This is a genomic window from Dryocola sp. LX212, from assembly GCA_041504365.1.
Classification (GTDB): Bacteria; Pseudomonadota; Gammaproteobacteria; order Enterobacterales; family Enterobacteriaceae; genus Dryocola.
Genome location: CP167917.1, coordinates 2,112,501 through 2,130,132, shown reverse-complemented (window position 1 = coordinate 2,130,132; position 17,632 = coordinate 2,112,501). Strand labels below are relative to the sequence as shown.

The window sequence follows — 17,632 nt, the reverse complement described above, 5'->3', positions numbered from 1 at the left end:
GTGGATGGCGCTGGCGCTTATCCACCCTACAATACTGAGGCAGGTTGCGCACGTTAGAGCGCATTCAGTCGCTGAACATTCAGACTTTCCAGCTTTCCATCCAGAATTTCCAGAAAATCATCGTGATACGGCATCGCGACGTGCTTCACCAAATCTTCCTCTGATTTCCAGCGCTCAATAAAGACAAATGACACTGCGCCCTCATTTGCCAGTTCGCGAACGTCCGCAATCGCCCGGCTTTCATGCAGATCGTATTGCAGACATCCGGCTTCCTGGTGCGTGAGCGGTACCATTGTTTGCGCAGCTTTTCTTATCGCAGGGATATGTTCAGGAAAAGGTGTCAGAGTAGCTACGATCTGAACTTCGCTCATTGAAAATCCTTGATTTATTGTTGCTGCCTCGGGGCCTACCCCCGGGAACTTGAACCAATCAGGCTAGCAGCGGGCGGGCTTTTACGCCAACCTTCTATCGGGGCCGGGCTGCCCGGTGGCGGATGGTGCTTATCGACCTTACAACTCCTCCCGTAGAGTAGGCCGGATAAGCGAAGCGTCATCCGGCACCCCGACGAAAGTTACAACGTCACGTACCGTTAACATTTTTAAGACAATTCTTTACGAAGCGTAACCAAGCGAGGCGGCAGAAGGCTCCTCAATGATTCACCGCATAAATCATTAGCCCCTTAATCATCACCCATGCTGGCATCCTCCCCGCGCCGTTGCTATAGCTTTCAACACCCTGCCGACACAAGGCATAACAACAGGCGCCTCTGGCAAAGCTCCACGGGCTGCTATAACGCGTGCAACAGGGAGACACACTGCAATGCAAAACGCATCCTTCGTAAAACGTACCCTTTTGGGTGCTCTGGCGCTGATTGTCGTGCTCGGGCTGCTGGTCTGGGGAATCGGGCCGGATATCATCCGGGCGCGAAAAGTCGATTTACTGTATCTGGGGCAGCAGCATCTGATTTTAGTCTTCAGCTCTATGGCGCTTGCGCTGCTGGTGGGCATTCCGAGCGGCATTATGCTCAGCCGCCCCGCCGCCCGCCGCTGGGCTGAATACGTGATGCAGATCTTCAACGTCGGCAACACTTTGCCGCCGCTTGCCGTTCTCGCGCTGGCGATGGTGATTCTGGGCATCGGCGACAAACCGGCGATTATCGCCCTCTTCCTGGCCTCTTTATTACCGATTGTCCGCAATACCTATGCGGGATTGTGCGGCGTGCCCGCCTCGCTTATCGAAGCGGCAAACGGCATCGGGATGACCAAATGGCAGCGCCTGCGTCAGGTGGAACTGCCAAACGCCTGGCCGGTCATTCTTTCCGGCATCCGCATTGCGACCGCCATCAACGTGGGTACCGCCCCGCTGGCGTTCCTGATTGGCGCAAGCAGCTACGGCGAGCTTATCTTCCCCGGCATCTATCTGAATGATTTCCCGACGCTGATCCTCGGCGCGGCGGCGACGGCTCTGTTTGCGCTGATCCTGGATATAGCCCTGGCGGGCCTGGGCCGCGTACTGAGCCCGCACATCGCGAAATAACAACAATAAGGAACGTTGCATGAATCCCTTAAAACGTCTGGTAACGGCCATTGCCGCCACGACTTTGCTGGCCGGAGCGGCCCACGCCGACCCCATTGTGCTGGCGACCAAAAGCTTTACCGAACAGCATATTCTTTCGGCTATGACCACCCAGTATTTGCAAAAGAAGGGGTTTCAGGTCACCCCTAAAACCAACATCGCCACGGTAATTTCCCGTAATGCGATGATCAACAAGCAGATCGATATGACCTGGGAGTACACCGGGACGTCGCTGATTATCTTTAACCACATCAACAAGCGCATGACGCCGCAGGAGTCTTACGACACTGTCAAAAGGCTGGATGGCAAGCTTGGTCTGGTGTGGCTTAAACCTGCGGATATGAACAACACCTACGCCTTTGCCATGCAGCGTAAGCGCGCCGAGAAAGAAAACATCAACACCATGTCGGAGCTGGTTGCCAGAATCGAACATATTCGCCAGACCGATCCGAATAACAACTGGATGCTGGGGCTGGACCTGGAGTTCTCCGGGCGCAGCGACGGCATGAAGCCGCTGCAGCAGGCCTACAACATGCCGCTGGAGCGATCGCAAATCCGCCAGATGGACCCGGGCCTGGTTTACAACGCGGTGCGCGACGGCTTTGTTGATGCCGGACTTATCTACACCACGGACGGCCGCGTGAAGGGTTTCGACCTCAAGGTACTGGAGGATGATAAAGGCTTCTTCCCGAGCTACGCCGTCACGCCGGTGGTGCGCAAAGATACCCTGGAAGCGAATCCAGGACTGGAAGAGGCGATGAACACCCTCTCCTCCCAGCTTAATAATGACGTGATTTCCACCCTGAACGCGAAAGTGGATATCGACCATGAAACCCCGCAGCAGGTCGCCCGCGAGTTCCTGCAGCAGAAAGGCTTGCTCTAAGGAGGCATCATGGACACGTTGCATTACATGATTGATAACGCCGGTTACCTGGGCAGCCTGACATTGCAGCACCTCTGGCTGGTGCTGATGGCCGTGGGCCTGGCGATAATTATTGGCGTGCCGCTGGGCATTCTTATCGTCCGTCACAAATGGCTGGCTACGCCGGTGCTGGGCATCGCCACCATCGTGCTGACCATTCCGTCCATCGCCCTGTTTGGCCTGATGATCCCGCTGTTTTCGATGGTCGGTCAGGGCATTGGCGTGCTGCCCGCCATCACCGCAGTGTTCTTATATTCGCTGCTGCCGATTGTGCGCAACACCCACACCGCGCTCGACAGCCTGCCGCCGGGCCTGCGTGAAGCGGGACGAGGCATCGGCATGACGTTCTGGCAGCGTCTGCGCTGGGTTGAAATCCCTATGGCCCTGCCCGTTATTTTTGGCGGTATCCGTACCGCCGTAGTGATGAACATTGGTGTAATGGCCATCGCCGCCGTGATCGGCGCAGGCGGTCTGGGTTTATTACTGCTTAATGGTATCGGCGGCAGCGATATTCGTATGCTGATTGCCGGAGCCGTCATGATTTGTGTTTTAGCCATTGTGCTGGACTGGCTGCTTCATCGCCTGCAGCTGGTACTGACACCGAAGGGGATCCGATAATGATAAAACTAGAAAACCTCACCAAACAGTTCGTTCAGAAGAACGGTCAGAGTATGAATGCGGTTGATAACATCAGCCTTAACGTGCCCGAAGGGGAAATGTGCGTACTGCTCGGCCCTTCCGGCTGCGGTAAAACCACCACGCTTAAGATGATTAACCGTCTTATTGCCCCGACCAGCGGCAATATCCTGATTAACGGTAAAAATACCAACGAGCTGGATACGGTAACGCTGCGCCGCAATATCGGCTACGTGATCCAGCAGATCGGCCTGTTCCCCAACATGACCATTGAAGAGAATATCACGGTCGTGCCGCGCATGCTGGGCTGGGACAAAGCCCGCTGCAAAGAGCGCGCCAGCGAATTAATGAGCATGGTGGCGTTGGATCCGAAAAAATTCCTGCATCGCTACCCGCGCGAAATGTCCGGCGGCCAGCAGCAGCGCATCGGCGTTATTCGTGCGCTGGCGGCGGATCCTCCGGTACTGCTGATGGATGAACCGTTCGGCGCGGTCGACCCGATCAACCGCGAAGTGATCCAGAACGAGTTCCTGGACATGCAGCGCCAGCTGAAGAAAACCGTCATGCTGGTAAGCCACGATATTGACGAGGCGTTGAAACTTGGCGACCGCATCGCGGTATTCCGCCAGGGTAAAATCGTGCAGTGCGCAAGCCCGGACGAGCTGCTGGCAAAACCGGCCAACGAATTTGTCGGCTCGTTTGTCGGCCAGGACCGTACCCTCAAGCGTCTGCTATTGGTACAGGCGGGCGACGTTACGGATCAACAACCGACGATTACCGCCCGTGAATCCACCCCGCTGCCGGAAGCTTTCGGCACCATGGACGATAACGATATGCGTTCAATTACGGTGGTAGACAGCGACGGCAAGCCGCTGGGCTTTGTAAAACGCCGGGAAGCACGAGGCGCAACCGGGGTCTGCTCGGAAATGCTGCACCCGTTCCGCATCACCGGGCGAGCGGAAGATAATCTGCGTATCGTGCTGTCGAAGCTGTACGAACACAACATGGTGTGGATGCCGATTACGGATGAGGACGGACGCTACAGCGGGGAAATTTCGCAGGATTATATCGCGGACTACCTCAGCTCCGGCAAGACCCGCCGGGCATTGAATATTTATCAGCCATAAGCAAAAACACGGTGGATGGCGCTATCGCCTATCCACCCCGCGACCGATTTGATAGGTCGGAAAAGCGCAGCGTCATCCGACAATTCTCGCTGGATGGTGCCGCGCTCCTCAGGCCTACACACTTCTTCTGAATTAATCCCGCTTGCCGCCCGTGATCCCTTCAATTTCATCCGGACGTAAACGAATTTCTGCCGCACGGCGGTGCGCCTGCATGCCTTCGGTACGGCTCTGGCGAATCGCCGGTTCCGCAATCGCCGCGATGCCGTGGTCGTCAATCCACTGATGCGTGCAGATCTTCACGTATGCGCCCACCCACAGACCACCGGTATAGCGCGCGGCGGCCATCGTTGGCAGCGTGTGGTTGGTGCCACAGCATTTATCAGAGAAAACCACGCTTGCGTTCTGGCCGATAAACAGTGAGCCGTAGTTGCGGATTTTGCTCGCCGTGGCGTGCGGATCGCGGGTATGGACCTGGAGATGCTCCGTTGCCATATGGTCCGCCCATGCAATCAGCTGCTCCTCATCGCGGCAAATCACAATCTCGCCCTGACGTCGCCACGCTTCCCCCGCCGTTACCGCCGTTGGCAGCGTTTTGAGCTGGCGTTCGATTTCGCTGAGGGTTTCGCTGGCGATACGCTCGCTGGTCGTCGCCATGCCTACGCGTGTATGAACGTCGTGCTCCGCCTGCGCCAGCAGGTCGGCGGCTAATATCTGCGGATTCGCGCTGTCGTCAGCAATCACGTAGATTTCGCTCGGGCCTGCCAGGGCGTCAATTCCTACCTTACCAAATACCTGGCGCTTGGCTTCGTTGACGAAGGCGTTGCCCGGCCCGACAACTTTATCCACCACCGGCACGGACTCCGTGCCCCACGCCATGGCGGCAATCGCCTGCGCACCACCGACCTTAAAGATTCGGTGCGCCCCGGCCAGGTGGCAAACGGCGATCATCGCCGGATGCGCGCCCGGCGGCAGACAGGCAATAATCTCGTCACAGCCTGCCACCACGGCCGGCACTATGGACATCACCGGCGCGGACAAGATGGGATAGCGCCCGCCCGGCACGTAGCAGCCGACCTTTTCGATAGGGATAATGCGGTGCCCCAGATGCACGCCAGGCAGCGTTTCCACCTCCAGCGGCTTCATGGTTGCCAGCTGCGCCTGGGCAAACCGCTTCACCTGGGCAATGGCAAACTCGCTGTCCCTGCGGGTCTGCGGGTCGAGATCCGCCAGTGCCGCTTTGATCTCGTCTGCCGATACTTCAAAGCTGTCCGGCACGGTTTTATCAAACTTCGCCGAAAAGTCCCGCAGCGCGGCGTCCCCTCGCGTCTTTACCTGTTCGATAATGTTATGAACGGTGTCCGTCAGCGTCCTGTCCGCCTGCGCGTCCTGCCCCTGCGGGCGTTTAAGAAACTGCACGTCTGCTTCACTGATTGCGCCCATCTCTTACTCCTCCATTTGACCCAGTTTGATTTGCGCCAGCAGCGCCAGGTGGTCGTAGACGACCCATTCATCGACGATTTTGCCGTTGACGATGTGGTAGTGGGACATGCCCATCACGAACAGGCGTTCGCCGGTTGGTTTGCCCAGCTCGCCGTAGCCCAGGTGGTGACCTTCCATAATCCAGCGTACCGCGACCTTGGTACCGCCCTCTTCGCACGGGTTGGAGCAGACGTGCTGCGGCAGCCACGCGCCGTCCGGGATCATGCCAATCAGCGCCAGCGTCTGGTGGATCACCGCCGCCTGGCCGTACAGCTCTTTCATCAGCGGGCCGTGCCACTGGACGTTGGTCGCGTACACGTCTTTGATTTTGCCCAGCATGCGGCGGTTGTAGATCTCATGCAGCCAGCGCAGGCACTGCTCTTCTGTGTCGGTATGGGCGATGGAAACGTCACATTCCATTTCCGGTGGATACTGACCTACCATGCGGCGGTTCTCGCCGATATCGGTCACGCGGAAGCCCTTATCAAACTGCTCTTTCGCCATGCCATACGCCACCGCGTCGGTATCCAGGCCAAGCTGGCGCATCATCGCCATGTTGTCGCTGACCACCCACTCGCGGTAGATTTTGTTCTCGTGGATCATGCAGTCCGCTACGGTGCGGGTTACAAAGGTGCGGTTCGTCGGCTTGCCCAGATGGCTGAACTGCGTATGACGACCGGTGCCGGTTACCAGGTGCGAGGTGTAGAAACCGTCAACGTCGTTACCGTTCCAGATAACCTGGGTCGCCATACCACGGCGCTCCGGGAAGGCAATCAGGCGCTGCAACGTATCCTGCACGACCTGCTCGCGGTTATACATGGTGCCCAGCGCGTTATATAAAACGCAGTTATGCGTGTAGTGTGAGTAAATTAAACCCACGTCGCGCTCGTCCCATATTTTATGCGTACAGCGCACGATATAATCCACAATATCGGTATAACAGTCGTCAAATCCTCTTAATGACTGTACGCGGGGACGTTTTTCTGGAACTAAATCCACAAAGTCACGGCGCTCAACCTGTAATACAGGCTCATCGCGAGTGGATTTAGTATTGGTTTTCTCAGCTACTACCGGCGTTTTATTTGTCGCTTCAGTTGATGACATATAACCTCCTGCGTTCGATGGATGCACTGAGAAATTTCCCGGCGCACTGTATTCGGGATGTAATTACCCCTCGCCTGCAAATAGTGACAGTTTGTTTTCAGAATCCAGGCAACAGCAGCCCCTGACAAATAAATTATCATTTACACGGGCTTTATTTATTCGGGGGGAGCTATCCCCCGCAGACTTAATTAAATATTTGTGACCAGATAGCTAACTCATCAATGCCCAGATATTCACGGATAATTAATCCGTCTCGCAGTTCCAGCTGGCTGATGCCGGTAATAGAGATCGGCCGACGCGTCGGCGCGCCGAATCGGCCATAGCCGTCGTGCCAGGTTAACAGCGACCAGCGCAGGGAGAGGCGCACGGGTTCGTTGGCGTCACGGCGGACAATAAGATGGTGCAGCTGCGTTTCGCTGTCGGCAAAGGAAGCCCGGTAGCCCGAGAGAAACGCGCCAATATCCTGCTCGCCGGTGCGCAGCACGTGCGCCGGACCGTGGAAGGTAGCCGCCGGATGATAAAGCCCCGGTACCACGCCGCTGTTACCCCCGGCCCACATAGAGAGATAGCGTTCAACGAGCCCGGCCAGCGGGCCGTCAACATCGTCGCCTTCCGGGCCACCTGCCCAGCGCGCGTCCATCTCCTCGGCGGAGGTATTCTCCAGCCCCAGCTCCTGACGGGCCGTCGCCAGCTGTAACGCAAAATCGCGCGCGCTGAGGCCAATCTGCGAGACAATCGCCGCGCGATCCTGCAGCAGCCATTCCTGCCGCACTGCGCCATCGGCACATACCCGGTCAGCCCAGGTGCGGACCCAAACCGCCTTGCCGCTAGGTTTACCGAAGAAGCCTTCACCCTGGTGCTGAATGCAGGCCAGCGTGCGCTGTGCCGCATAATACTCGAACTCCGGCGTGTGGGTGGTCAGAATATCTTCTGTCAGCACCGTGCGCTGCGGGAAGCTGTGCATGGCCTCAAGCGTCAGGCGCATAAAGCCGGAAAGATCGTTCAGCTGCTTTTCAGGCGTGTGGAAGACCACCGGCGTGGCGTAAAAATCCGCGAGCTGGCCGATGTCCTTCTGCTCCCAGACCACGTGGGTCAGCGTCAGAATAAACTGCTGTATGGAATCAAACTGAGGGCTAAAGCCCGGCAACCTGGTCATTCAACCTCCTGCGGCTGGAACAGAGACAATCCGTCTTTTTCGATTACGCCTGAGCGTGGGCGGCGCGCAGAGTGGCGGACAATCAGCGCCCCCTTGACCACCAGCTGTTCGGGTTCGATGTTTTCACTTTCTATCTGCTTCATCAGCAGCGCCACCGTGGCGCTGACCATCTCGTCCACCGGCTGCGAGGCGGAGGTCAGCGCGTAGGATGGCCAGCCGGACGGGCCGGTGTCGTCGTAGCCGATGACAGACAAATCGTCGGGGATACGCAGGCCGAACTCGTAGCGGGCGATATCCATCACGGTTAAGGCCATATGATCATTGGCCGCAAAGATGGCGTCCGGCGGCTGCGGTGACGAGAAAAGCTCCCGGGCGGCGCGGCTGGTTTGCTGCGCATTGTAATTACCCTGCACCACCCGGATATCCTCGACGCCTTTCGACCGCAGCGTACTGACGAACCCGCTCTGGCGCGCAACGTTTACCGATGAATCGGCAATCCCCGCAACATAGGCAAAGCGCTGGTGCTCACCGGCCAGTAAAAACTCGGCTATCTGGCATGCGGCGGCTTTGTTATCCGTGTTGACGCTGGAAACTATGCCGTTCTCATCGTCGCGGTTAAACAGCACCACCGGGATCCCAGCGGCCAGGCACTCTTCCGACAATTCAATGGATAGCGAAACGGACGCCAGCACGATGCCGTCTACCCGGTACTGCATGATCTGGTCAAAAATTCTGTCCACGTTGCCGTCGCGGTCGCCCACGAACAGCAGCAGGTGGTAGTTCAGCTCATCAAGCTTCTGCGCCAGCGCCTCAAGCACCTGCGGGTAAAACTGGTTGTCAAAATAGGACATCACCACGCCGACAATGCGTGAACGAGCGGTATTCAGCGACCGCGCGATAGCATTTGGCCGGTAGCCCAGCTCCCGCGCCGCTTTCAGCACTTTTTCACGCGTGGCCGGCGAAATGCTGGCCCCAGGCGTGAACGTGCGGGACACCGCCGATTGTGACACTCCCGCGATCTGCGCCACCTGCTGCGAGGTCACGGGTCCAAAAGTCTTACGTTTCATTGTCGCTGTTCCTTATCAACATTCCCGCCACGATGCATCTTACGTGAAAACAAGGCGTTGCATCAGTGTAACGGACCGCGAGGGGATTGCCAGCGTGGCCCTTTTTCCGCTCGCCAGAATGCCTGTTTTTAAGTCTTACACCATCTTTGCATGCGTATGCAACAGGCAATATTATTTTTTTCACATTTACAATCCTACCCTTTACAAAATTGAAACCTTTTCGTAACTTTCATTTTTGAATACGTATGCATGCAGTGCAAAAACGCCGTCAGTTTTTACCGGGGACAGGAGTCTCAGCCAAAGGATTGAACCGGTTTATGCCGTACTTGATTGGTTATAACCCATTAATTTTAGAGGTTCACCACCATGTTTCGTGCACTATTTAATCGATCCGAAGTCAGGCTGTTTTTCACCATCAGCGTCCTGTTCTTCATCTGTATCCACAGCATTGACGCCTTTCTGGCACCGATGCTGATCAGCGAAGGCATGCAGCCCGAAGTGGTCGGCATGATCATGGGTGCCAGCGGCCTGGCTACCCTGCTCGTTCGCTTCCCCATCGGCATTCTTTCGGACGTGGTAAAGAGCCGTAAGATATTTATTCAGGTCAGCCTGCTGCTGCCGCTGGTGACCTGGCCCATCGCTTACTTTGAACCAACCGCCGTTACGCTCTACCTCGCCAAGGCTGCCGACGGCTTCACGGCGGCCACCTGGGTGCTCTATAACATCCTGTTTATTCGCTACTTCGATCGGAAAGACGCGCCTGCTGCCGTTGCCCTGCTGGCGCTTGCCGGGCCGCTGGGCGTCTTTCTGGGGAACTGTATCGGCGGGACGCTTATCCACTTCTTTGATAAAAGCATCGGCTACTTCGTTTCAAGCGTTGCGGCGCTGCTGGCGCTGATATTGACCTTCCACATTAAGGAGTTTCATGATGCCGCCCTCGCGCCAACCCTCAGGGCCTGCGTTACCAGCGCTAAACGCCAGCTGGGCGACTCCTCCGTGTGGTTTATCGGCCTGCTGGCGACCATTGTAATTCTGGTGCCGTTTGCAACGCGCGATACCCTGACGCCGATATATGCCCAGCAGCTCGGGGCTAAAGCGGGCATTCTGACCCTGCTGAGCAACCTGCACCTGATTTTCTACGCGCTGGCTATCGCCCTGTGCAGCTCGGTGTTCTATAAGCGTTTAGGCCTGGCGAACACCGCCGTCATCGGCATTATGCTTCAGCTCGTCTCGACGCTTGGCGTGCCTTTCACCAGCAATATGTACCTGATCTACCTGCTACAATCCGTGGGCGGCTTCTCCTTCGGGATGGCGTTCGCGGTCTTTATGTCCCTGAGCGTGGTCAACACCGTCGAGGACGAGCAGTCCACCCGCATGGGCCTGTTCCAGACCATTTACTCCTGCGGGATGTTTGCCGGGCCGGTATTAATGGGGGTGATGCTGCAGCATATTAATTTATCCTCCGGCTATCTATTCATTTCAGGCCTGTGCCTGCTGGCGGCGGTATTAACTCCGTTAGCGGTTCGTAGCGTAAATCAGCGGCAGAATAAAAAGCCCGACGCCATAGCGGAAACAAATAATCTGGCTCCGGCACAGGATTACGGCAACAAAATTTAATTTACCACCCTACTTTCATAAAAAGAGTTTTCCTCCCGTTCAGTCGGGTGGGACAGACTCGCAAAATATTCATGGAGAACATCATGGCGCAGTATTTAAAAACCAGTAAATCTTTATCTGAACGCCAGCAGGCAAATAAACAGGTGAGCATGACCGTTGAAAATATCCTCGCCGATATTGAACAGCGCGGGAACGCCGCTATTCGCGAGCTGTCAATTAAGTTTGATAATTACGACCGCCAGGATTATCGCCTGTCGCAGTCTGAAATTAACAGCTGTATTAAACAGCTGAGCCGCCAGGACATAAAAGATATCGAATTCGCCCAGCAGCAGGTGTTTAACTTCGCCAGCGAGCAGAAAAAATGCCTGTTGGATCTGGAGGTGGAAACGCGTCCTGGCGTGATCCTCGGCCATAAAAACATTCCGATTAACTCGGTCGGCTGCTATGTCCCCGGCGGTAAGTACCCGCTTCTGGCATCGGCCCATATGTCCATCATCACCGCAAACGTAGCGGGCTGTTCGCGCATCATCAGCTGCGCCCCGCCGTTCCACTGCCAGCCCGCTCCGGCGATTGTGGCGGCACAGGCGATGGCTGGCGCAACCGAGATTTACGCGCTGGGCGGCATTCAGGCGATTGGCGCAATGGCGCTGGGGACAGAATCCCTGCAGCCGGTAGACATGCTGGTCGGGCCGGGCAATGCCTTTGTGGCGGAAGCCAAGCGCCAGCTGTTCGGACGCGTGGGCATCGACCTGTTCGCCGGGCCGACCGAAACGCTGGTCATCGCCGATGAGACCGTAGACGGAGAAATCTGCGCCACGGACCTGCTGGGCCAGGCCGAACACGGCATCACCACCCCCGCTATTCTGCTGACCAATTCCATGAAGCTTGCCCAGGAGACGCTGCGCGAAGTCGAGCGCCTTCTCACCCGCCTCCCAACTGCAGAAATTGCCAGCCAGGCGTGGCGCGACTACGGCGAAATTATCGTCTGCGACAGCTACGAAGAGATGCTTCAGGAAGCTGACCGCATTGCTTCTGAGCACGTGCAGGTTATGACCGACCGCGATGACTGGTTCCTGCAAAACATGACCAACTATGGCGCGCTGTTCCTTGGGCCGCGCACCAACGTGGCCTACGGCGATAAGGTCATCGGCACTAATCACACCCTGCCGACGCAAAAAGCAGCGCGCTATACCGGCGGCCTGTGGGTCGGCAAGTTTATGAAAACCTGTACCTTCCAGAAGGTGCTTACCGACGAAGCCTCCACGGAGATTGGCAGCTACTGCTCCCGCCTCTGCCAGCTGGAGGGTTTCTCCGGTCACGCCGAGCAGGCCAATATTCGTGTGCGCCGCTACGGCAACATGGACGTGCCTTACGCGGGGTCGGTGCCTCCCGTCGACGTGGCGAAGGCAAGCTGATGAGCCTTCCCCGCACCCCTGATTTCCGACTCGATAACCGTCGGGCGCTGGTCACGGGCGGCTCACGCGGTATCGGTTTCGCGGCGGCCGTTGCGCTGGCGCGGGCCGGGGCGGAGGTCTGGATTATCGCCCGCGATGCAGCACAGCTTCGCAAAGCGACCAATGCAGCCGCGCAGGAAGATCTGCGGCTGCATCCCGTCACGCTGGATATCACCGATACGCATCAGGTCCGTGAGACGCTTGCCGGGCTGCCCGCCTTCGACGTTCTGGTCAACAGCGCGGGCCTGGCGCGTCACCGGCCTTTTCTGGAGGTCAGTGAAGAGGACTACGACGCGGTAATGGCGCTCAACCTGCGGGCGACGTTCTTTCTCAGCCAGCAGGTTGCCCGCCGGATGAAAGAGAGCAGTATTGCCGGATCCGTTATTCATATTTCCTCCCAGATGGGGCACGTCGGCGGCCCGGCGCGCAGCGTTTACTGCGCCTCAAAGTTCGCGCTGGAGGGGCTGACCAAAACTATGGCGCTTGAACTGGGGGACGCGGGGATCAGGGTGAATACGCTGTGTCCGACGTTTATTGCGACCGAGCTGTCCCGCACAAACCTGGCCGACCCGTCGTTCCGCAGCTATGTGCTGGACAATATTAAGCTCGGGCGGCTCGGAACGATCGAAGACGTCATGGGGCCGGTGGTGTTTCTGGCCTCTCCGGCAGCGGCGCTGATCACCGGCTCCGCGCTGATGGTGGACGGAGGCTGGACGGCGACATGATGTTGGATAATCACGACACACCGCTGATTTTGCTGGGTGGCACGCTGTGCAACCACCGCCTGTGGCAGCCGGTCATCGAACGGCTTCGCGTCAGCCACGTAACCAGCATTGTCACCAGCGGCGCAGATTCCGCGCGGGAGCTTTCTTCCCGTCTGCTCGTGACTTTGCCACCGCGCTTCTGTGTGGCGGGGTTTTCCCTTGGCGCTATGGTCGCGCTGCAACTGCTGGCCGACGCCCCGGAGCGGATTGCCGGGCTGGCCCTGCTCTCGGTGAATCCACTTGCGGATTTGCCCGCTAACGCCGTCGGTCGGCGGGCGGCAGTTTCTGAAGCGCAGGCACTGGGTGCCGAACGTTGGGTGAGCGAAAAGATGTGGCAGAAGTACGTCGCGCCGGGGCATCTGGACGATGCTGGATTGCATTCGGTTATCACGACCATGGCTGACGAGTCCGGCATCGAAACCTTTTCCCGACAAACAGAAATAGCAATTTCCCGCGCCGACCACCGTGCACCCCTGGCAGCGTTCAGCAGACCTTCGTTAATCCTCAACGGCGCGCATGACGCCATTTGTACCCCACAACATCACCAGCTCGCCGCCGAAGCGGCTAAAACCGCACGCTGGTTAACCCACTCAGATAGCGGCCACTTTCTGCCGCTGGAAGCCCCTGACTGGGTTGCCACGGCCCTGCGGGTCTGGATCAAGGAGTCACAAGCATGAGAAAAAATTCGCTTAAAGAGGCCTTTCGCCGGCAGCAGCCGGTGATTAACGGCTGGCTGGCCATCCCTTCCGGCTACAGCGCTGAAATCGCTGGTCATCAGGGATACGATTCCGTCACCGTTGATATGCAGCACGGCATGATCGACTTTGCCAGCGCACTCGCCATGCTGCAGGCCATTTCCGCTACCCCGGCCACGCCGCTTGCCAGGGTGAACAGCAACGATCCCGCGCAGATCATGCGGCTGCTGGACGCCGGTGCCTGGGGCATTATCTGCCCGATGGTTTCCACGCCTGAGCAGGCGCAGCAGTTTGTTGCCGCCTGCCGCTATCCGCCGCTGGGTAACCGCTCATTCGGCCCCGCGCGTGCCCTGCTCTACGGCGGTAAAGATTATCCGCAGTATGCCAACGAAGAGATCCTGACGCTGGCGATGATTGAAACCCAGCAGGGGCTGGACAATCTTGACGCGATTCTGGCCACCGACGGGCTGGACGGCGTGTTTATCGGCCCCAACGATCTCTCGCTTACCCTCACCGGCAGCGCCAGCGCCGAATCACAGCACCCGAAAATGCTGGCCGCCGTGGAGCTCGTCGTTGCCCGCAGCCGGGCGCATAACAAAGTCGCCGGTATCTTCTGTACCTCCGGCCAGGCCGCCGCAAAGCGTCTGGCAGAAGGCTTTTCTTTTGTTACCCCCGCCAATGACGTCATGCAGCTTGGCCGCGCGTCCCGCGAGGCCGTGGCTTATGCACGCGGCGAAACGCCGTCCGCAAGCGGCTCTTCAGGCTATTAAGGAGAACAACATGCAATACGTAACACTGACTCAGGAAGAGGCGCGCCGCCGTCTCGTGCTTCCGGAAGACCGGGTTTCATGCAGCGTGGCGTTTATCGACTGCAAGCTGCCGGGTTCACACCTCAAGCAGAATTATTCGTTTATCGGGCCGGGCGTCACCCAGTCCGCCTCGCAGGTGGTGAACATTCCTGAAGCCCACGGCTTTAATATTGGCGCGGCCGCCATGCCCAAAGGCGTGACGAATAACCTCCATCTGCACTTCACCGCCGAAGTGTTCCTTATTCATGAAGGGAGCTGGCGCTTCCGCTGGGGGGCGAACGGCGAGCATGAGGCAGAGTTCAGCGCTCCGGCAATTCTGTCGATCCCGACGTGGATTTTCCGCGGCTTTACCAACGTCAGCCCGCAGGACACCAGCGGCATGGTCTTTACCGTGCTCGGCGGCGACAACACTGGCGGAATAATCTGGCACCCGTCGATTCTGGACGCGGCCAGCGAATACGGCCTGTATCTCAGCCGGGATAATATGCTGATTGACGTTGAGGCGGGCGCGCCGGTACCGGCGGAAAGCGAGCGGCTACAGCCTCTTGCCCCGGAGCAGATCGCTGCGCTGCGGGATTATTCCGTAGATGAGATGAGCCGCCGCGCGGTAACGGGTGAGCAGCGTCAGTGGTCCCGCGATGGGCTGCTGGATGCGGTTCTGCCCGGCCACGGCGGTGAAATCGCTCCGGTTATCGGCTTCGGCATCTCCCAGGATCGCAACAGCGCGCCCGCTATCGTTAACCCGCACGGTTTTTCCGTTGAGTGGCTGCGCATTCAGGACGGTTGCCTGGTTGGCCTGCACTGCTGCCCGGAAACGCAGGTGCTGATGGTGTTTAAAGGCACCCTGGAGGTGACCTGGAACCGCCAGGGCGAGGAAGTGTCGATTGTCGCAACCGAAGGTTCGGTGATCTCCGTGCCCGGCGGCAGCTGGCGTCGCTACCGCGCCACCGACGGCGTAATGGAGGCAATCCTGACCACCAAAGGCGACCAGCGCAAACGCCTTTATTGGGACAAAGACATTATCGAACGTGCCCGTGAAAATGACCGCTGCCTCGATCCGGACGGCTACGTTGCTATCGCCAGCATTTTGCCCGCCACCGCCCGTCGCGCGGGGCTGAAAATCGAACAGCCCGTATAATTACCCAGCCAGGGGTCCTGTAACGGACCCTTTTTCTTTCCGGAAGCTTAAGGGAAAGCAGTTTCTGCCGCACAATATCCCCCTTTTCCCGCTACGCTATTGTTTATGCAACGCTTAAATCACTTCCCCGATATCCATGGCATGCTCAGACGGCTGGTTTTCGCCGTCGGGATCGGCATAGCCTCCGCCGTTGTAGTCTGGCTGTTCCGCCAGTCGATGTATCTGCTTGAAGGCCTTTTTCTGGGCGACCACGGCGGTAGCCTGGTTGCGGCGGCTGCGGCCCTGCCTTCCTGGCGCAGGCTGATTACCCCCGCGATTGGCGGGCTACTGGCCGGTTTACTGCTCTGGGGTTGGCAGCGTGCAACTCGTCAACGCCCCAGCGCGCCCACGGACTACATGGAAGCGATTGAAACCGGTGACGGGCGGCTGGACGTGCCCGCAAGCCTGGTAAAATCCGCCGCCTCGCTGCTGGTTGTCGCCAGCGGCAGCGCCATCGGGCGGGAGGGGGCCATGGTTTTACTGGCGACGGTCTTCGCGTCGGTGTTTGCCCAGCGCTTTACCCGCAGCGATGAATGGAAGCTCTGGGTGGCCTGCGGGGCCGCCGCCGGGATGGCCAGCGCCTATCACGCGCCGCTGGCGGGCAGCCTGTTTATCGCTGAAATTCTTTTTGGCACCCTGATGCTCGCTTCGCTTGGGCCGGTAGTGATCGCGGCCGTGACCGCCCTGCTGGTCACTAACCTTCTCAGCGGCGGGCAGACGCTGCTTTATACCGTCAAAATTCTCAGCGCCCCAATCCCTCTCCAGTATGGTTTGATGGGCATACTTGGCGTACTGGCCGGCGTTGCCGGTCCCCTGTTCCTGTGGATGATGGCAACAAGCGGCGAGCTGTTTCGTCGCCTGCATCTGACGCCGCCATTACAGCTGGCTCTTGGCGGGCTGATTGTCGGCCTGCTTTCGCTTATCACCCCGCTGGTGTGGGGGAACGGCTATAGCGTGGTGCAGTCGTTTCTTTCGCGACCGCCGGCCCTGCTGTTTGTGGCAGCTATTTTGCTCTGTAAGCTTGCGGCGGTGCTGGCAAGCAGCGGGTCGGGGGCACCGGGAGGGGTATTTACGCCAACCCTGTTCGTGGGCGCGGCGCTGGGAATGTTGTTCGGGCAGTTCTGCGGCGTGTGGCCCGCAAGCGGGGAGTCGGTGGCTATTCTGATGGCGTTAACCGGCATGGCAACGCTGCTGGCGGCAACGACGCATGCGCCGATTATGGCGACGCTGATGGTTTGTGAAATGACCGGGGAGTTTTCGCTGCTCCCCGGCCTGCTGGTAGCCTGCGTGGTGGCATCCGCGCTGTCGCGCTGGTTACGCCCCCACTCGGTCTACCGTCAGAGCGCTGTCGAGCACGGATAAATCGATGTACTGCGCCAGCTCGCGCTGTTCGGCACGCGGCAGATAAGGCAGTTCGCCCATCAGCGGCCCCGGCAGCTTTTTGCTCAGCACGTCGATGATTTCAGCGTAGTGCGCCAGGCACGGATTAATACGGTTAGCCACCCAGCCCACCAGCGGCAGGCCGTCGTTGGCGATGGCCTGGGCGGTCAGCAGCGCATGGTTGATGCAGCCCTCCTGAATACCCACCACCATCAGCACCGGCAGCTGTTCCTGCACAACCCACTCCGACAGTGGACGAAGATCGTTCATCAGGCTGCGCCAGCCGCCTGTTCCCTCAATTACCACATGATCCGCCATACGGCTGAGGTTTTGCAGGCCATCCGACAGCAAAGTGTAGTTAATTGGGCAACTGTGGCTGACGCTGCTCTCCACTTCGCTTAGCGCGATTGGGTTAATGGCATCGTAGGGCAACTCCAGAGTAGAAACGCTCTGTAAAACCAGCGCGTCTTTGTTACGCAGTCCGTCCGGCGTCTCTTTGCTCCCTTTGGCTACCGGCTTGTAGCCGACAACACTTTTGCCACTGGTTGCCAGCGCCTGCAACAGCGCGCGTGACACCACCGTCTTGCCGACTGCGGTATCGGTACCTGTGATAAAGAAACGCTTAAGCATGATAACTCCCGAGGGTAATACGCAAAAAACTTTATTGAAA

General features: G+C 58.3%; 17 protein-coding genes. 11 read left to right on the top strand and 6 right to left on the bottom strand.

Annotated features, from left to right (window positions below; all coding sequences use genetic code 11):
- Positions 1-53: 53 nt before the first annotated feature.
- On the bottom strand, positions 54-371 hold the full coding sequence (locus tag ACA108_10215; GenBank protein XEX97840.1) for a putative quinol monooxygenase: 318 nt from the start codon (positions 369-371) through the stop codon (positions 54-56).
- A gap of 448 nt (positions 372-819) precedes the next feature.
- On the opposite strand from ACA108_10215, the gene osmY reads away from it, so the two are divergent.
- The 4 genes from osmY to osmV are packed head-to-tail and all read left to right on the top strand — an operon-like array spanning position 820 to position 4,260.
- Complete coding sequence (gene osmY / locus ACA108_10210; protein ID XEX97839.1) at positions 820-1,536, top strand: osmoprotectant ABC transporter permease OsmY; 717 nt, start codon at positions 820-822, stop codon at positions 1,534-1,536.
- A 19-nt stretch (positions 1,537-1,555) separates the two neighbouring features.
- The gene (gene osmX, locus ACA108_10205) at positions 1,556-2,458 is read left to right on the top strand and encodes an osmoprotectant ABC transporter substrate-binding protein OsmX (GenBank protein XEX97838.1); all 903 of its coding nucleotides are present in this window, start codon (positions 1,556-1,558) and stop codon (positions 2,456-2,458) included.
- Positions 2,459-2,467: 9 nt separating this feature from the next.
- Positions 2,468-3,115, top strand: a complete 648-nt coding sequence (gene osmW, locus ACA108_10200; GenBank protein XEX97837.1) for an osmoprotectant ABC transporter permease OsmW — start codon at positions 2,468-2,470, stop codon at positions 3,113-3,115.
- Positions 3,115-4,260, top strand: coding sequence for an osmoprotectant ABC transporter ATP-binding protein OsmV (osmV, locus tag ACA108_10195; protein ID XEX97836.1), 1,146 nt, complete (start codon positions 3,115-3,117; stop codon positions 4,258-4,260). Before osmW ends, osmV begins: the two co-directional genes overlap by 1 nt.
- 132 nt (positions 4,261-4,392) lie before the next feature.
- On the opposite strand, the gene hisD (ACA108_10190) is transcribed toward osmV, so the two are convergent.
- From hisD (ACA108_10190) to ACA108_10175, 4 genes are all read right to left on the bottom strand, one after another.
- Complete coding sequence (gene hisD / locus ACA108_10190) at positions 4,393-5,700, bottom strand: histidinol dehydrogenase (GenBank protein ID XEX97835.1); 1,308 nt, start codon at positions 5,698-5,700, stop codon at positions 4,393-4,395.
- 3 nt (positions 5,701-5,703) lie between these two features.
- Entirely contained in the window at positions 5,704-6,843 is a 1,140-nt protein-coding gene (locus ACA108_10185; GenBank protein ID XEX97834.1) for an ester cyclase, read from the bottom strand.
- A 184-nt stretch (positions 6,844-7,027) separates the two neighbouring features.
- A complete protein-coding gene (locus ACA108_10180) occupies positions 7,028-7,999 on the bottom strand; it encodes a nuclear transport factor 2 family protein (GenBank protein ID XEX97833.1) in 972 nt (323 codons plus the stop codon).
- Entirely contained in the window at positions 7,996-9,066 is a 1,071-nt protein-coding gene (locus tag ACA108_10175) for a LacI family DNA-binding transcriptional regulator (protein ID XEX97832.1), read from the bottom strand. Before ACA108_10175 ends, ACA108_10180 begins: the two co-directional genes overlap by 4 nt.
- A 366-nt stretch (positions 9,067-9,432) precedes the next feature.
- On the opposite strand from ACA108_10175, the gene ACA108_10170 reads away from it, so the two are divergent.
- The 7 genes from ACA108_10170 (at position 9,433) to clcB (ending at position 16,944) form a co-directional block, all read left to right on the top strand.
- Complete coding sequence (locus ACA108_10170) at positions 9,433-10,683, top strand: MFS transporter (protein XEX97831.1); 1,251 nt, start codon at positions 9,433-9,435, stop codon at positions 10,681-10,683.
- An 83-nt stretch (positions 10,684-10,766) separates the two neighbouring features.
- Positions 10,767-12,098: a histidinol dehydrogenase gene (hisD, locus tag ACA108_10165; GenBank protein ID XEX97830.1), complete on the top strand. Its 1,332-nt coding sequence runs from the start codon at positions 10,767-10,769 to the stop codon at positions 12,096-12,098.
- Positions 12,098-12,862, top strand: coding sequence for an SDR family NAD(P)-dependent oxidoreductase (locus tag ACA108_10160; GenBank protein XEX97829.1), 765 nt, complete (start codon positions 12,098-12,100; stop codon positions 12,860-12,862). Before hisD (ACA108_10165) ends, ACA108_10160 begins: the two co-directional genes overlap by 1 nt.
- Complete coding sequence (locus tag ACA108_10155; GenBank protein ID XEX97828.1) at positions 12,859-13,578, top strand: alpha/beta fold hydrolase; 720 nt, start codon at positions 12,859-12,861, stop codon at positions 13,576-13,578. The genes ACA108_10160 and ACA108_10155 overlap by 4 nt, the downstream gene beginning before the upstream one ends.
- A complete protein-coding gene (locus tag ACA108_10150; protein XEX97827.1) occupies positions 13,575-14,366 on the top strand; it encodes an HpcH/HpaI aldolase/citrate lyase family protein in 792 nt (263 codons plus the stop codon). Before ACA108_10155 ends, ACA108_10150 begins: the two co-directional genes overlap by 4 nt.
- Positions 14,367-14,376: 10 nt before the next feature.
- Positions 14,377-15,543 carry a cupin gene (locus ACA108_10145; GenBank protein ID XEX97826.1) on the top strand — a complete coding sequence of 389 codons (1,167 nt, stop codon included), beginning with the start codon at positions 14,377-14,379 and terminating at the stop codon, positions 15,541-15,543.
- Between the two features lie 105 nt (positions 15,544-15,648).
- Positions 15,649-16,944, top strand: a complete 1,296-nt coding sequence (clcB, locus tag ACA108_10140) for a voltage-gated ClC-type chloride channel ClcB (GenBank protein XEX97825.1) — start codon at positions 15,649-15,651, stop codon at positions 16,942-16,944.
- On the opposite strand, the gene bioD is transcribed toward clcB, so the two are convergent.
- Positions 16,897-17,592, bottom strand: a complete 696-nt coding sequence (bioD, locus tag ACA108_10135; protein ID XEX97824.1) for a dethiobiotin synthase — start codon at positions 17,590-17,592, stop codon at positions 16,897-16,899. The two genes, clcB and bioD, sit on opposite strands and share 48 nt — an antisense overlap.
- Positions 17,593-17,632 lie beyond the last annotated feature (40 nt).

Coding starts and splice junctions, on each gene's coding strand:
- ACA108_10215 (XEX97840.1), bottom strand. CDS start 371: ATGAGCGAAGTTCAGATCGTAGCTACTCTGACACCTTTTCCTGAACAT.
- osmY (XEX97839.1), top strand. CDS start 820: ATGCAAAACGCATCCTTCGTAAAACGTACCCTTTTGGGTGCTCTGGCG.
- osmX (XEX97838.1), top strand. CDS start 1,556: ATGAATCCCTTAAAACGTCTGGTAACGGCCATTGCCGCCACGACTTTG.
- osmW (XEX97837.1), top strand. CDS start 2,468: ATGGACACGTTGCATTACATGATTGATAACGCCGGTTACCTGGGCAGC.
- osmV (XEX97836.1), top strand. CDS start 3,115: ATGATAAAACTAGAAAACCTCACCAAACAGTTCGTTCAGAAGAACGGT.
- hisD (XEX97835.1), bottom strand. CDS start 5,700: ATGGGCGCAATCAGTGAAGCAGACGTGCAGTTTCTTAAACGCCCGCAG.
- ACA108_10185 (XEX97834.1), bottom strand. CDS start 6,843: ATGTCATCAACTGAAGCGACAAATAAAACGCCGGTAGTAGCTGAGAAA.
- ACA108_10180 (XEX97833.1), bottom strand. CDS start 7,999: ATGACCAGGTTGCCGGGCTTTAGCCCTCAGTTTGATTCCATACAGCAG.
- ACA108_10175 (XEX97832.1), bottom strand. CDS start 9,066: ATGAAACGTAAGACTTTTGGACCCGTGACCTCGCAGCAGGTGGCGCAG.
- ACA108_10170 (XEX97831.1), top strand. CDS start 9,433: ATGTTTCGTGCACTATTTAATCGATCCGAAGTCAGGCTGTTTTTCACC.
- hisD (XEX97830.1), top strand. CDS start 10,767: ATGGCGCAGTATTTAAAAACCAGTAAATCTTTATCTGAACGCCAGCAG.
- ACA108_10160 (XEX97829.1), top strand. CDS start 12,098: ATGAGCCTTCCCCGCACCCCTGATTTCCGACTCGATAACCGTCGGGCG.
- ACA108_10155 (XEX97828.1), top strand. CDS start 12,859: ATGATGTTGGATAATCACGACACACCGCTGATTTTGCTGGGTGGCACG.
- ACA108_10150 (XEX97827.1), top strand. CDS start 13,575: ATGAGAAAAAATTCGCTTAAAGAGGCCTTTCGCCGGCAGCAGCCGGTG.
- ACA108_10145 (XEX97826.1), top strand. CDS start 14,377: ATGCAATACGTAACACTGACTCAGGAAGAGGCGCGCCGCCGTCTCGTG.
- clcB (XEX97825.1), top strand. CDS start 15,649: ATGCAACGCTTAAATCACTTCCCCGATATCCATGGCATGCTCAGACGG.
- bioD (XEX97824.1), bottom strand. CDS start 17,592: ATGCTTAAGCGTTTCTTTATCACAGGTACCGATACCGCAGTCGGCAAG.